Origin of the sequence: Pseudomonas sp. TH10 (assembly GCF_016651255.1) — a bacterium.
In the GTDB taxonomy this organism is placed as follows: domain Bacteria; phylum Pseudomonadota; class Gammaproteobacteria; order Pseudomonadales; family Pseudomonadaceae; genus Aquipseudomonas.
The window spans coordinates 22,718-36,017 of the sequence record NZ_JAEKEG010000091.1; the positions used below are offsets into that span (position 1 = coordinate 22,718).

The window sequence follows — 13,300 nt, forward strand, 5'->3', positions numbered from 1 at the left end:
CATGAGCAATCCCCTTGATCTCAGCCTGGACGGTGTAGAACGCCGGTCGCTGGCTGACTTCACCGAAAGTGCCTACCTCAACTACTCCATGTACGTGATCATGGACCGTGCACTGCCGCATATCGGCGACGGTCTGAAACCGGTACAGCGTCGCATCATTTATGCGATGAGCGAGCTGGGGCTGGACGCCGATTCCAAGCACAAGAAATCGGCGCGTACCGTCGGTGACGTGCTCGGTAAATTCCACCCGCACGGTGACTCGGCCTGCTACGAAGCCATGGTCCTGATGGCCCAGCCGTTCAGCTATCGCTACACGCTGGTCGACGGCCAGGGCAACTGGGGTGCGCCCGACGATCCCAAGTCCTTCGCGGCCATGCGTTACACCGAAGCGCGCTTGTCGCGTTACTCCGAAGTGCTGCTCAGCGAGCTGGGCCAGGGCACGGCGGATTGGGGGCCAAACTTCGACGGCACGCTCGACGAACCGCTGGTATTACCTGCACGTTTGCCGAATATCCTCCTCAACGGCACCACCGGTATCGCCGTGGGCATGGCCACCGACGTGCCGCCGCACAACCTGCGTGAAGTCGCCACCGCTTGCGTACGCTTGCTCGATGAGCCGAAAGCCACGGTCGAGCAGCTCTGCGAGCACATCCAGGGCCCGGACTATCCGACCGAAGCGGAAATCATCACGCCGCGCGCCGATCTGCTGAAAATGTACGAAACCGGCAAGGGCTCGGTGCGCATGCGCGCCGTGTACCACGTCGAGGACGGCGACATCATCGTTACCGCATTACCGCACCAGGTGTCCGGTGCCAAGGTGCTGGAACAGATCGCCGCGCTGATGCAGGCGAAACCTTCCAAGGCCCCGCAGATCGCTGACCTGCGCGACGAATCGGACCACGAGAACCCGTGCCGGATCGTGATCATCCCGGGCGCGCGCAAGAATTTCGACCACGATGGGTTAATGCAGCACCTGTTCGCCAGCACAGAGCTGGAGTCGACCTATCGGGTCAACGTCAACATCATCGGTCTGGACGGCAAGCCGCAGCTGAAAAACCTCCGCGCTTTGCTGGTCGAATGGCTGGAATTCCGCGTGCAGACCGTGCGTCGCCGCCTGCAATTCCGCCTCGACAAGGTCGAGCGTCGCCTGCACCTGTTAGACGGTTTGTTGATCGCCTACCTCAATCTGGATGAAGTGATTCATATCATCCGTACCGAGGAACACCCGAAAGCCAAGCTGATCGAGCGTTTCGCCCTCAGCGAGATTCAGGCCGACTACATCCTCGACACCCGTCTTCGTCAGTTGGCGCGACTGGAAGAGATGAAGCTGCGCGACGAGCAAGACGAACTGCTCAAGGAACAAGCCAAGCTGCAAGCCCTGCTGGGCAGCGAAGCCAAGCTCAAAAAACTGGTGCGCACCGAGCTGATCAAGGACGCCGAAACCTATGGCGACGATCGCCGTTCGCCAATCGTCGAGCGCACCGAAGCCAAGGCGTTGACCGAACACGATCTGCTGCCGAACGAGAAAGTCACCGTTGTGCTGTCGGAAAAGGGCTGGATTCGTTCGGCCAAGGGCCACGAGATCGACGCCACCGGGCTGTCGTACAAGGCTGGCGATGGCTTCAAGACCTCGGCGGCGGGGCGTTCCAACCAGTCTGCCGTGGTTATTGACTCCACCGGCCGCAGCTATTCGGTCGCCGCGCATACGCTGCCGTCGGCGCGTGGTCAGGGCGAACCGCTGACCGGTCGTCTGACACCGCCACCGGGCGCAACCTTCGAATGCGTGCTGATGCCTGAAGACGATGCGTTGTACGTGATCGCTTCCGATGCCGGTTACGGATTCGTGGTCAAAGGCGAAGACCTGCAGGCCAAGAACAAGGCCGGTAAAGCCCTGTTGAGTCTGCCGAACAACGCCAAGGTTATCGCGCCTCGCCCGGTAACTGACCGCGAGAATGATTTGCTCGCTGCAGTGACAAGCGAGGGGCGCATGCTGGTCTTCAATATCAGCGATTTGCCGCAGTTGGCGAAGGGCAAGGGCAACAAGATCATCGGTGTTCCGGGTGACCGTGTCGCCAGCCGTGAAGAGTTTGTCACGGACATTGCTGTCATCCCCGCAGGCGCTACGTTGATCCTGCAAGCGGGTAAACGCCCTTACAAACTGAAAGCCGAGGACCTCGAACACTACAAAGGTGAGCGTGGACGTCGCGGGAATAAACTCCCGAGGGGCTTTCAGCGGGTCGATGCGCTGCTCGTCGAAAACCTCAATTAGGCGCCCTAGAGCGTTCGATCTACGATTTAACGCGTAGATCGACGCTTTGGCGCTGGAGTCGGAACGCATATTCACGGATGATATGGCCTTTCCAAGCGCCGGCGTGGCCGAGCGTTCTTCATATTTATTGAGAATTTTCACTGTGGTCAGCCTTGTGGCGGCCACCTGGACGGGATGATGACTGCTCTGCGCCTTCCTTTTATCTTGATGCTCGCTGGCGTTCTTGGCCTGGCGGGTTGCAGCGTTCACCAGCCGGTGTCGCTGTATCAACTGGACAGCGGAAGTCCGGTTCAGCCTGCGCAAAGCGCGGGTATGGCGGTTTTGTTGGGCCCGGTAGTCGTAGCCGATTACCTGCAACGTGAGACCCTCTTGCAGCGGCAACCGGATGGCAGCCTCCAGGCGTCGACCGACGGTCGTTGGGCTGGCAGCCTTTCGTCGGATATCGATCAGTTGCTGATGCGTCAGGTGGCTGGTCATCTGGACAGCCAACGAGTCGTGCTGGCGCCGGCTACAACCGGGTTCACTCCGGATGTGCAGGTATTGTTGACCATCACGCGTCTTGATTCCGGCGAGAAACAACCGGCGATCCTCGATGCGCAATGGCGCTTGATCGACCGTCGTGGTCAGGTGCGTGATAACCGCATCATTCATCTGCAAGAGTTGCACGCGGGTAGCACGGCTTCGCAGGTGCAGGCGCAAGGGATTTTGTTGCAGCGTCTGGCCGAGCAATTGTCGGTGGCGCTGAAACCGTTGGCCAATCAGCCACCCGTGGCTGAAGCACCGCGTAAGTCGGCCCCGAAACCGGCCGCACCAGCGGCAGAAGCCGAGAAGCAACCGAAGATACCGATGGCATCGCCGATTCGGACAGACATGGAAGTGTTCCGCTTCTAAGCTTGGATCGAGTCAAGACAGAGCCCGCCTTGTGCGGGCTTTGTTGTGTCTGTCTTGGGAGATCGATGTTGCCTGTGGGGGCCTCTTCGCGGGCAAGCCCGCTCCCACAGTGGAATGGTGGTGGGCGCGGCATTTATGTACGGCGCAGACCACTGTGGGAGCCAGCCTACTGGCGATGGCGTCTGCACATTCGACATTGATGTGGCAGGGAGATTGCCATCGCGGACAAGCCCCGCTCCCACAGGGTAGTGGTGGTGGACGCAGCATTTATGTACAGCGCAGACCACTGTGGGAGCCGGGCTTGCCCGCGATGGCGTCTGCACATTCGACATTGATGTGGCAGGGAGATTGCCATCGCGGGCAAGCCTGGCTCCCACAGGGTAGTGGTGGTGGACGCAGCATTTATGTACAGCGCAGACCACTGTGGGAGCCGGGCTTGCCCGCGATGGCGTCTGCACATTCGACATTGATGTGGCAGGGAGATTGCCATCGCGGACAAGCCCCGCTCCCACAGGGTAGTGGTGGTGGACGCAGCATTTATGTACGGCGCAGACCACTGTGGGAGCCAGCCTGCTGGCGATGGCGTCTGCGGATTCGACATTGATGTGGCAGGGAGATTGCCATCGCGGGCAAGCCCGCTCCCACAGTGGAGTGGTGGTGGGCGCAGCATTTATGTATGGCGCAGACCACTGTGGGAGCCGGGCTTGCCCGCGATGGCGTCTGCACATTCGATATTGATGTGGCAGGGGGAAGACAGTTGCTCCCACAGTGACCTGCGGTGGTCCACAGAACATGTGCAGACCCATAACGGGAGCAAGGCTTGCCCGCGATGGCGCCAGCACAGGCAACAAAAAAGCCCGCAGACAATCACTCGTCTGCGGGCTTCTGTGTTTCAGGCCTGAGGCTTAAGCCCGGCGCTCATGCATCCGCGCCAGTTGCCGTTCCAGCATCGACGGATAAGGCTCCATCAACCGCTCAACGCAGCAAGCGCCTTCAGGGCTGGCAATCGGCCGGATCCGCGCACGCTGACGAATCAATGCATCGTCGCCGATCTTGCGTTCAACCAGCAGCAGGTTACGGCTGTGTTGCGACAAGGCCAGTGCGTCCTGCGCCGAATCGGTCAGCAGCAGATCAATCTGGCTCAGACCGAACAGCTCGTCACCCAGGGTCAGGCCCAGCTGCAGTTGCAGGGTAATGCCCGAGTCGGCCACTTCGATCTGCAACTGATGACCCAGTGCGCGCAGCAACTCGCCACAGCAGATCGCATTGGTCAGGTAGTCTTCGCCGCTGTCTTCAGTGTGGAACAGCATCAGCGTGCTGCCATCGTTGAGGGTGTGCAGCTCGCTCTGATAGAGCGAGGCGGCCTGGTCGAGGCAGTCGCGATAACGCTTGAGCAACTCCTCAAGGCGAGTACGGGGCAGGCGGCGCAGTTGATCCTGGGCACCCAGTTGCACGGCCAGCACCGCGCTGTGTTGAGGCACGTTGGAAGCAGGCGCTTTAACCACGGGCTTGGGCGCGCTGGCCACTGCTTCGTCGCGCAGATCGGCAAACGCATCGTCGTCTTCATCGTCTTCAACGGTGCTGACCACGTGGCGTGGCGCCGGTTTTTGTGCGGCCATCGGACGGCTTTCGTCAAAGCTCGGATCGCGCAGGTTGCGCACTTCGAACTCAGGCTCGTCGTCTTCTTCGAACTCGGGTTCCGGCTCAGGCTCAGGCTTTGGCGCTGGTTCCGGGGCGAAGTCGGCGTGCAGTTGCCGCGCCAGATCGCCGATCTCGTCCTGACGATCCGTGCCCGGCGTGTATTCATCGATATTGCGCAGCCAGACGCGCAATTGCAGCAGCGGCGTCGACAGGTAACGGCCCATGCGCAGGCTCAAGGCCAGCGACAGCGCCAACAGAATCGCACTGAGGATGCCCATGCTTTGCAGGCTGATGGTCATCGGCTGCTGGAACTGATCCATGTCGAGGCTGATGCGCAGTTGCCCGGCGGTCACGTCCTGGAAAGTGATCTTGCTCTCGTACATGCCTTCGGCTTCGCCCAGCAGGCTGTGCTTGGGGCGCTGACCGGATTCGGCGAGGATGCGGTTATCCACGCTATAGATTGCCGCATGGGCCACCAGTTTGTTCTTGGTCAGGTTATTGAGCAGCACGTTGAGGCTGAGGATGTCGTTGGACACCAACAGCTCCGTGGCGGAGGTGGCGGTCTGCGTGGTCAGGCTTTCGCCCAGCGCATCGGCCTGCTCGTGCATGGCCTGCTTGAATTGCAAACCCATCACGCCGGCATAGATGACCAGGGCCAGAGCGACCAGGATCACGTTATGGCTGGCAATGCGCAATGCAATCGGTACACGGCGATGGCGCAGTGCACGGAAGATCAGCAGGAAGAAGTTATCGGTTTTAACTGGCGTGGGCCGGTTCACTGAGCTCGGCTCTTTTGTCCGTGAAGTTGACGCGCAGTATAGCGACAGGCCCTAGACCGGCAAAGCGCTCGCGGTGCCCGATGGTCACTGAAAGTGGGTAGAATGCGGTTTTTTTCCAGTTGCGGGGGTGCGCGTTGCGCGAAATCGTCCTGATTAACATCACGGGAGTCGACCGTCCGGGTCTGACGGCAGCCATTACCGGCGTTCTGGCACAAGGTGGTGTGAACATCCTCGACATTGGTCAGGCGGTGATCCACGACACCCTGTCGTTCGGCATCCTGGTCGAAATTCCCGACTCCGAGCAAGGTAAGTCCGTGCTCAAGGACATCCTGTTCAAGGGCTACGAGCTTGATCAGCAGGTGCGCTTCACTCCGGTGTCCGAAGAGGATTACCAGCAATGGGTGGGCAATCAGGGCAAGAAACGCCACATCGTCACCTTGCTGACCCGCAAAGTGACCGCCGGCCAATTGCAGGCCGTCAGTTCGATCACCGCCAAATACGGCCTGAACATCGACCACATCGACCGTCTGTCGGGTCGCATGCCCTTGGACACGCCAGCTGACAAGGGCAAGGGCTGCATCGAGTTTTCCGTACGTGGCGAAGCGGCCGATCCGCAGGCGTTGCGTGCCGAATTCCTCAGCGTTGCGCAAGAGCTGAACGTCGATATCGCCTTCCAGGAAGATTCGCTGTTCCGTCGCAACCGTCGTCTGGCGGTGTTCGACATGGACTCGACGCTGATCGAGGCCGAAGTCATCGATGAGCTGGCCAAGGCTGCCGGCGTGGGTGAGCAGGTCTCGGAAATCACTGAGCGGGCGATGGCCGGCGAACTGGACTTCCGCGCCAGTTTCAAAGAGCGCCTGGCCTTGCTCAAAGGTCTGGATGTCAGCGTGCTCGATTCGATTGCCGCCTCGTTGCGTCTGACCGAGGGCGCCGAAACGCTGTTCGCCGAGCTCAAGCGTCTGGGCTACAAGACCGCAATCCTTTCCGGTGGCTTCACTTATTTCGCCAAGCAATTGCAGGCCAAACTTGGCATCGACTACGTGTTCGCCAACGAGCTGGAAGTGGTTGACGGCAAGTGCACCGGCGTGGCGATCGAGCCGATTGTCGATGCCCAGCGCAAGGCAGATCTGCTGAAAGAACTGGCGCACAAGGAAGGTTTACGTCTGGAACAGACCATCGCGGTCGGCGACGGCGCGAATGATTTGCCGATGCTGGCGATTGCCGGGTTGGGCGTGGCGTTCCGGGCCAAGCCGCTGGTCAAGCAGTCGGCGAAGCAGGCGATCTCGACGTTGGGTCTGGATGGCGTGCTGTACCTGCTGGGCTTCCGCGATCGCGACGGGCAGCTCTGAGGCTTTAGTCCCTTGATCAGGCCTCATCGCGGGCAAGCCTTGCTCCCACAGAATCACCGACCTGGGAGCAATGGCTGCCCGCGATGGCCGCACCACATTTTTCATGCCTAACCTCAAAGCGACTTCCACAAAGAATCAAAGTCTTCCTCGACGCCGCCACCGGCGGCGTTATCGTTTTTGGCACCCTCCAGAGACCGGTAAGCGAACTGATTAAAACTGTTGGTACTCGCCACCCGTCGATCCAGCCCTGCCCGATGTTCCTCGCCGTTGGTGTTGATCATCACCTTTTGCCCTTCCTGAAAGGGCAGCCGCGGTGCCAGTAGGGTGGCGGGCAAGTCTACCGCGCTGATCGCGGGCAACAACAGGCCGCGCAGGTAGTGGCTGTGATCATCACGGGTGCGCACCAGTTGCAGGCCACAGGGCTCGGCGTACGGTGCAACCTGTTCGATGCCCATCTGTGTGCCGCCGCCACGAACCTGACGAATCCAGCGCACCACCGCAATGCTCCAGCCCTGGCCCGCGACATCCTCGATGCCGACCATCTCACCCGCCTGAAGCTCGGCGGGTACTTCGCCAGGCCATGCCAGGCAATAGCCTCCCGGGCTGTGGTTGACCACAGGCAAGACATAAGTCGGAAAATGCCGATTGCTGTCGGCCGTGTCATTGCCGTCATCATTTTGCAGCTGCGGGTATTCGATTTCTTCGTAGGGCAGCAGGTCCTGGGTGTTGCCCTCCGGCGCCACGTCGAAGGCGTGGCTCCATTGGTCCTGGCCCTTGGTGGCCGACGACAGCGCAGAAAATTTCGCCTGCCGGCCGCCGTGGTTTTTCAGCAGCTCACTGAACGAGCGCTGGCCACCCAGATAGAAATGCAGGGCGCTCATGCCGACGCACAGGGTCAGTTGGCCCTGGCTTGCCGTGCGTTGAAAACTGCGCTCGGCGGTCTGCCCCCAGGCGGCACTCAGGTGTTGCAAGGTATCCAGGCTCAAACCTGTCGGCACCAGTAGAGGTTGGGCCGAGTCGGTCTTGTGCAGATGAGCGTCGATGGCCGCCACCAGCGGGGTGGTATCAATGGCCAGCAAATCGCCCTGCTGTTCGCTCCTGAATTTGGAGCGGTAGCGCGGCGCGGTATCGAGCATTGGCGCGACGGCGAACAGCCCTTCCACCGATTGGCCCGGATTCAGGCGTATCAGCGAGCTCCATGACTCCAGCACTTCGGCGAGACGGGCAATCTGGTTCTGCCGCAGTTGATTGCAGCGTGCAGCACCCATCAGCAGCGCCGTGACATAGGTCTGCTCAATGCTGAGGTTTTGCGTCTGGCTGGCCAATTCGTCGCGCACATTCTGGCGCTGGAGCTGGTGCGAGCAGGCGAGTTGGTAGAGTTGATGCAGCTCCAGCCAGAGGCCTTCAGGCGCCGGGCAATACAGCTGCGTCGCGCGCATCAGCGGCCCGTTGAGGCAATGGATTGCCCGTTGCAGCGCTTGAGTCAAGAGCGCGGCGCGATCCTTGCTGAAGCGCGGTGACACGCGCAGGACGATCTGCTTGTAACCAATCGCCAGGTGACTTTGCAATGCCTGGCACAGGTTGGCGATCTTGCGCGAGCGCTCGTCCAGCACAATCGCCTGATGCAGGAAGTGCCGCTCCAGGTGTTTGCAGACGTAGTACACCTCGGGTCGCAACAGCTCGAGCAATTGCAGGCGATTGTCACTGGGGGTGAGCAGCTGGTTGAGTTCGCCCAGGCCCTGATAGAGCAAGCGGGCCGTTTCGCCAATGTTGGCCTTGGGCAGGTTGGCGATCCAGCGCTTGAGATCGCGCGGGGTTGGCTCACAGAACGACAGGCGAGCCTGTTGAGGGAGCGGTGCACGTAACAGCTGGAGTGGGGTGGTCTCATTCATGGCGAAAACCATAGCAGGAATCAGACCGTGCAGGCGCTGCCGCAGGCGGCGATCTTTTGATTGCGAATATAAAAACCATGCCGCCTCGTAGAGCTGCCGCAGGCTGCGATCTTTTGACTCTGTTTTTAACATCAAAAGATCGCAGCCTTCGGCAGCTCCTACCGGGACAGGCCGGTTATCAGGCCTTCGGCAAGCCCAGCGCCTGGCCCATCTGCACCGGCGACAGTGCACCCAGGCCCTCAGCCCATTTCACCTGATCCGGGCCGAACAGCACCACGGCGGTCGAACCTAGCTTGAAGCGCCCCAATTCCGCCCCTTTTTCCAGGTGGATCGGCGCACGGGCGGCTTCGTCGTAACGGAAGGTTTTCAGTTCACGCTTGGGCGGCGTGACCTGACCGGCCCAGACGGTTTCAATCGAAGCGACAATCATCGCGCCGACCAGCACAACGGCCATTGGCCCGCGCTCGGTGTCGAAAATGCATGCGACGCGCTCGTTGCGGGCGAACAGTTCCGGCACGTTTTCAGCAGTCGTCTGGTTGACGGAGAAAATGCGGCCCGGGATGTAGACCATCTCGCGCAGGGTGCCGGCCAGCGGCATGTGCACGCGGTGGTAGTCCTTCGGCGACAGGTAAATAGTCGCGAAGTCACCGCCCATGAACGGCGCCGCGTTGGCCCCGTCACCGCCGAGCAATTCCAGCACGCTGAAGCTGTGGCCCTTGGCCTGGAACACGCGACCATGCTCGATCGGGCCAAGTTGGCTGACGGCACCGTCGGCCGGGCTGAGGATCGCGCCCGGAGTCTGGTCCAGTGGGCGCGCGCCGTCTTTCAGGGCGCGGGTGAAGAAGGCGTTGAAGTGCTCGTAAGCGGTCAGGTCTTCGACCAGTGCTTGCGACATGTCCACCTGGTAACGCTTGGCGAACCACTGGGTGAAGGCATTCTTGAACCAGCGCACGCGGCACTCGGCAACGCAGCCGGCCAGGCGCGACAGCAGGTGATGAGGCAGCAGGTACTGGCTGAGGATAAACAGACGCTCTTTCATTAATTAATAGTCCTTAAAAACCTTGAATCTCGACGGGCGTGTCAGGGTGGTTGCCCCATTCGCCCCAGGAACCGGCGTAGCCCTTGACCCGCGGGTAACCGAGGGACTTGGCCACCAGATAAGTGAAGCCCGACCGGTGATGGGTCTGGCAGTGGGTAATGATTTCTTTGTCCTTGGTGATCCCGAGGTCTTCGAGGATCTGCGGCATGTCTGTGCGAATCCGCAGTTGACGTGCCTTGTCCATGCCGGCAGTCCATTCGAAATTGACCGCGCCGGGGATGTGCCCGGCCTTGGCAGCCAGGACCTTCTCGCCGGAATACTCCTGCGGCGCGCGCGCGTCCCAAATGGCCAGGTCGGCGGCGCCAATCCGGCTTTGCAGGTACTCTCGGGTGGCCGTGGGTTCGTCGTGCAAGGTCAGGCTTACCGGGCCTCCCGCCGAAGCCGGGACCTCGGTCGAGACCGGCAGGCCATCCGCCAGCCAGGACAGCAGGCCGCCATCCAGATAGTGGTAGTGCTTGTGGCCGATGACGTCGAGCAGCCAGATGAAGCGCCCGGCCCAGCCGCCGCCTTCGTCGTCATACACCACGTACAGCGCATCCTTGTGGTGGCCCAGTTCGCCGAACAGCGCTTCAAGTGCCGCGTGTGGCGGGATCAGGCCCGGAGCGGGTAGCTGGCCGAGTTGCGTGCGCTTGGGGTCGACAAAGCGCGCGCCAGGAATATGCCCTTGGGCGTAGCGGGCACTGCTGGTGAGGTCCACCAGGATCAGATTGCGCGCGTCGAGACGGGCGAGCAGGTCGCCGGGCTCGATGACCAGCGCCAAGCCAGAGAAGTCAGGACATGTGAGGTCTCCCGAGCACAAAAAGGGGGATTGTAACGCAGCCTCATTGGCCACGGTGGCTAAAGCTGTGCAGCGCCTTCTCGATGCACTGCGCGGTTTTGCCGAAGGCTTGTACGGTGATATCCGAGAACGGTCCGCCACCCTGGTCCGCCACCACCAGCATGATCACCCGGCCATTATTGACCAGTGAACGCAGCAGCAAATGCTCGCCGCCAAACAGCGAGCGCAGGCTGGCCGGGAGCAATGCGGAAAATTGTGCATTATTTTCCGGGGTCAGGCGCACCTGGGCCTGCTGGGCGAGCAGGCGTTGCAGCACGGTGCTCTGGCTGACCAGCAAATTCAGGCTGGCGGCGTCCTTGGGCAGTCCGGCGCTCTGATGCACGCGTAAATTGGCGTGAGTGCGATCAGCCATCAGGATCAGCACCCGGCGCATGCCGCAGGCAACCAGGGCATCCCTGGCGGACGTGGTCAGGTGCATCGCATTGGCAAAGCGGCTCGGCTCCACCAGCAATTCGGCACACACCTTGCGCCACTTGGCCAGGTCTTGCGCAGTCGGCGGCGGGGTCGGCTGTGAGCCTGCCTGCTGGCGCGGGGTGTCCCAGGGCCAGATCAGTGAGACCGCCGGGTGCCAGAGGTCTGGCATGGCATGGTAGCGGGCGCTGTTGGCAGCCTGCTGGTGCAATTGCTGCTGCACCTCGTCCATCGAAACTTGCAGGTACAGGCTGGTCAGGTTCTGCCAGCGTCTGCTGTGGGGGCTGTCCCAGGCTTGTTGTGCCGAAAGCGCCAGGCCATTGGCCAGTAGTACGGTGTTGGCAGGTTGATTGAGCCAGCGACGCAGGGTCGGGTCGTCATCCAGGCTATTCTGCTGGCGCAACGGGTGGTCACTGTCGCGGGCAATGCGCAGCACCTTGACCAGTTCGCGCTGTTCCTTGAGCAACAGGCGGTAACCCTGCTGCACCCAGATCGGCAGGCGCCACAGATCGACCAGGGCCTGGCAGATGTCCAGCAAACGCACGCCGAACAACTGCTGTTCGACCTTGCGCGCGGATTCACCTCTATGAATCACGCGCCGTTCCCACTCTTCGAGCAACTGCGGGTAGATCAGCGCCATCGGCCACAGTGGTGACAGAAACAGCAGGCTACCCCAATGGATGTCCTGCCAGAGCCGGGCCAGGCGGCTGGCGAAAAAGCCGTTGGCCTGCTGGGTCGCGTGCTGGCTGATCAGCTGCAACTGGCGCAAGGTCGCAGGGATTTGCATCTGGGGCAGCGTCGGCAGGCGGGCGAGCAGTTCTTCAGTGCGTTTGAGGCCGAGACGATTGATCGCCACTTCCAGGTTTTCCGCCGGTTCGCTAAGGCCGCTGCGCACCTGCCGATTGGCTTCACGAATCACGCTCAGCGCCAGGGCCGGGCTGTCCTGGATCAGTTCGGCGATGTCACGCAGTGAGCTGCGGCTGTTGCGAATCGCCTGGCATACCCGGTCATGGCTGGCCTGCGGTACGGGCAGTCGGACGCCATCGAGCAACTTGACCCAGCCATCGAGTGTGGTCGGTTTTACGTGTGGGACGTTCGTTTCATTAGCCATGTCTGGACGAGATCTTCACTGACTGTAGACGCGCCCGGCATGGGCTAAATTGGCTTTTCGCCTGAACTGGCTATAGTCTGGCGCAGTTTTGCCGATAAGTAGAAGAAGAGATTTTTTAACTTCCGAATATGACCTTGAACCCGACTCAGTAAGTACTTTCCTACCTATGGCTAAAATTATCGGCATCATCGTCGTATTCGCGAGCGTGCTCGGCGGATACGTGCTCTCCCACGGCAAGATTGCCGCCCTGATCCAGCCTTTCGAGGTGATGATCATCGGTGGTGCGGCACTGGGTGCATTCCTCCAGGCCAACCCCGGCTACATGACGATGCACGTGCTCAAGAAATCCCTGAGCATGTTCAGTTCGCGTTTCAGCCACACGTTCTATCTGGAAGTGCTCGGTCTGATCTACGAGATCCTCAACAAGAGCCGCCGCGAAGGCATGATGGCCATCGAAGGCGACATTGAAGACGCCGCCGCGAGCCCGATCTTCGCCAAGTACCCGGCAGTTCTTAAAGACGAGCGCATGACCGCGTTCATCTGCGACTACCTGCGCATCATGTCCTCCGGCAATATGGCTCCGCACGAGCTGGAAGGCCTGTTCGACATGGAACTCTACAGCCTCAAAGAAGACCTCGAGCATCCTTCCCACGCAGTGAACGGCATCGCCGACGCCATGCCGGGTTTCGGTATCGTGGCTGCGGTACTGGGTATCGTGGTGACCATGGCTTCCCTGGGTGAAGGCGACCAGAAAGCGATCGGCATGCACGTCGGTGCGGCACTGGTGGGGACCTTCTTCGGTATCCTCGCGGCCTACGGTTTCTTCGGCCCGTTGGCGCATTCCCTGGCTCACGATGCCAAGGAAGAGCTGAACGTTTATGAAGCCATCAAGGCCTCTCTGGTGGCTTCGGCTTCCGGCATGCCGCCATCGCTGGCGGTGGAGTTCGGTCGTAAGGTTCTGTACCCGGCCCACCGTCCAAGCTTTGCCGAGCTGGAACAAGCCGTTCGCGGTCGTTAAGC

9 protein-coding genes are annotated in these 13,300 nt (G+C 60.9%); 4 read left to right on the forward strand and 5 right to left on the reverse strand.

What is annotated here, in order from left to right; genetic code table 11:
* The first annotated feature begins 1 nt into the window (after position 1).
* Positions 2-2,269, forward strand: coding sequence for a DNA topoisomerase IV subunit A (parC, locus tag JFT80_RS14425; RefSeq protein ID WP_201148308.1), 2,268 nt, complete (start codon positions 2-4; stop codon positions 2,267-2,269).
* A gap of 177 nt (positions 2,270-2,446) precedes the next feature.
* The gene (locus JFT80_RS14430; RefSeq protein WP_201148309.1) at positions 2,447-3,160 is read left to right on the forward strand and encodes a membrane integrity-associated transporter subunit PqiC; all 714 of its coding nucleotides are present in this window, start codon (positions 2,447-2,449) and stop codon (positions 3,158-3,160) included.
* Between the two features lie 905 nt (positions 3,161-4,065).
* Here the strand turns inward: JFT80_RS14430 and JFT80_RS14435 are convergent.
* Entirely contained in the window at positions 4,066-5,580 is a 1,515-nt protein-coding gene (locus JFT80_RS14435; protein ID WP_201148310.1) for an AhpA/YtjB family protein, read from the reverse strand.
* Positions 5,581-5,714: 134 nt separating this feature from the next.
* On the opposite strand from JFT80_RS14435, the gene serB reads away from it, so the two are divergent.
* Positions 5,715-6,929, forward strand: a complete 1,215-nt coding sequence (serB, locus tag JFT80_RS14440) for a phosphoserine phosphatase SerB (RefSeq protein WP_201148311.1) — start codon at positions 5,715-5,717, stop codon at positions 6,927-6,929.
* Positions 6,930-7,042: 113 nt separating this feature from the next.
* Here the strand turns inward: serB and JFT80_RS14445 are convergent, their stop codons facing one another.
* From JFT80_RS14445 to JFT80_RS14460, 4 genes are all read right to left on the reverse strand, one after another.
* On the reverse strand, positions 7,043-8,821 hold the full coding sequence (locus tag JFT80_RS14445; protein ID WP_201148312.1) for a molecular chaperone: 1,779 nt from the start codon (positions 8,819-8,821) through the stop codon (positions 7,043-7,045).
* Between the two features lie 178 nt (positions 8,822-8,999).
* Positions 9,000-9,860 (reverse strand): archaetidylserine decarboxylase, encoded by an 861-nt coding sequence (gene asd, locus JFT80_RS14450; protein ID WP_201148313.1) that lies wholly within the window; start codon positions 9,858-9,860, stop codon positions 9,000-9,002.
* A 13-nt stretch (positions 9,861-9,873) separates the two neighbouring features.
* Positions 9,874-10,719 (reverse strand): rhodanese-like domain-containing protein, encoded by an 846-nt coding sequence (locus JFT80_RS14455; protein WP_201148327.1) that lies wholly within the window; start codon positions 10,717-10,719, stop codon positions 9,874-9,876.
* Between the two features lie 22 nt (positions 10,720-10,741).
* On the reverse strand, positions 10,742-12,280 hold the full coding sequence (locus tag JFT80_RS14460; protein ID WP_201148314.1) for an HDOD domain-containing protein: 1,539 nt from the start codon (positions 12,278-12,280) through the stop codon (positions 10,742-10,744).
* 166 nt (positions 12,281-12,446) lie between these two features.
* Here JFT80_RS14460 and motA point away from each other — a divergent pair, with 166 nt between their 5' ends.
* On the forward strand, positions 12,447-13,298 hold the full coding sequence (gene motA / locus JFT80_RS14465) for a flagellar motor stator protein MotA (protein ID WP_201148315.1): 852 nt from the start codon (positions 12,447-12,449) through the stop codon (positions 13,296-13,298).
* The last annotated feature ends 2 nt before the right edge of the window (positions 13,299-13,300 follow it).

What these genes read in the sequence shown, in the direction of transcription:
- asd (WP_201148313.1), bottom strand. Translation starts at nt 9,860, where the DNA reads ATGAAAGAGCGTCTGTTTATCCTCAGCCAGTACCTGCTGCCTCATCAC.
- parC (WP_201148308.1), top strand. Translation starts at nt 2, where the DNA reads ATGAGCAATCCCCTTGATCTCAGCCTGGACGGTGTAGAACGCCGGTCG.
- JFT80_RS14445 (WP_201148312.1), bottom strand. Translation starts at nt 8,821, where the DNA reads ATGAATGAGACCACCCCACTCCAGCTGTTACGTGCACCGCTCCCTCAA.
- motA (WP_201148315.1), top strand. Translation starts at nt 12,447, where the DNA reads ATGGCTAAAATTATCGGCATCATCGTCGTATTCGCGAGCGTGCTCGGC.
- JFT80_RS14460 (WP_201148314.1), bottom strand. Translation starts at nt 12,280, where the DNA reads ATGGCTAATGAAACGAACGTCCCACACGTAAAACCGACCACACTCGAT.
- JFT80_RS14430 (WP_201148309.1), top strand. Translation starts at nt 2,447, where the DNA reads ATGACTGCTCTGCGCCTTCCTTTTATCTTGATGCTCGCTGGCGTTCTT.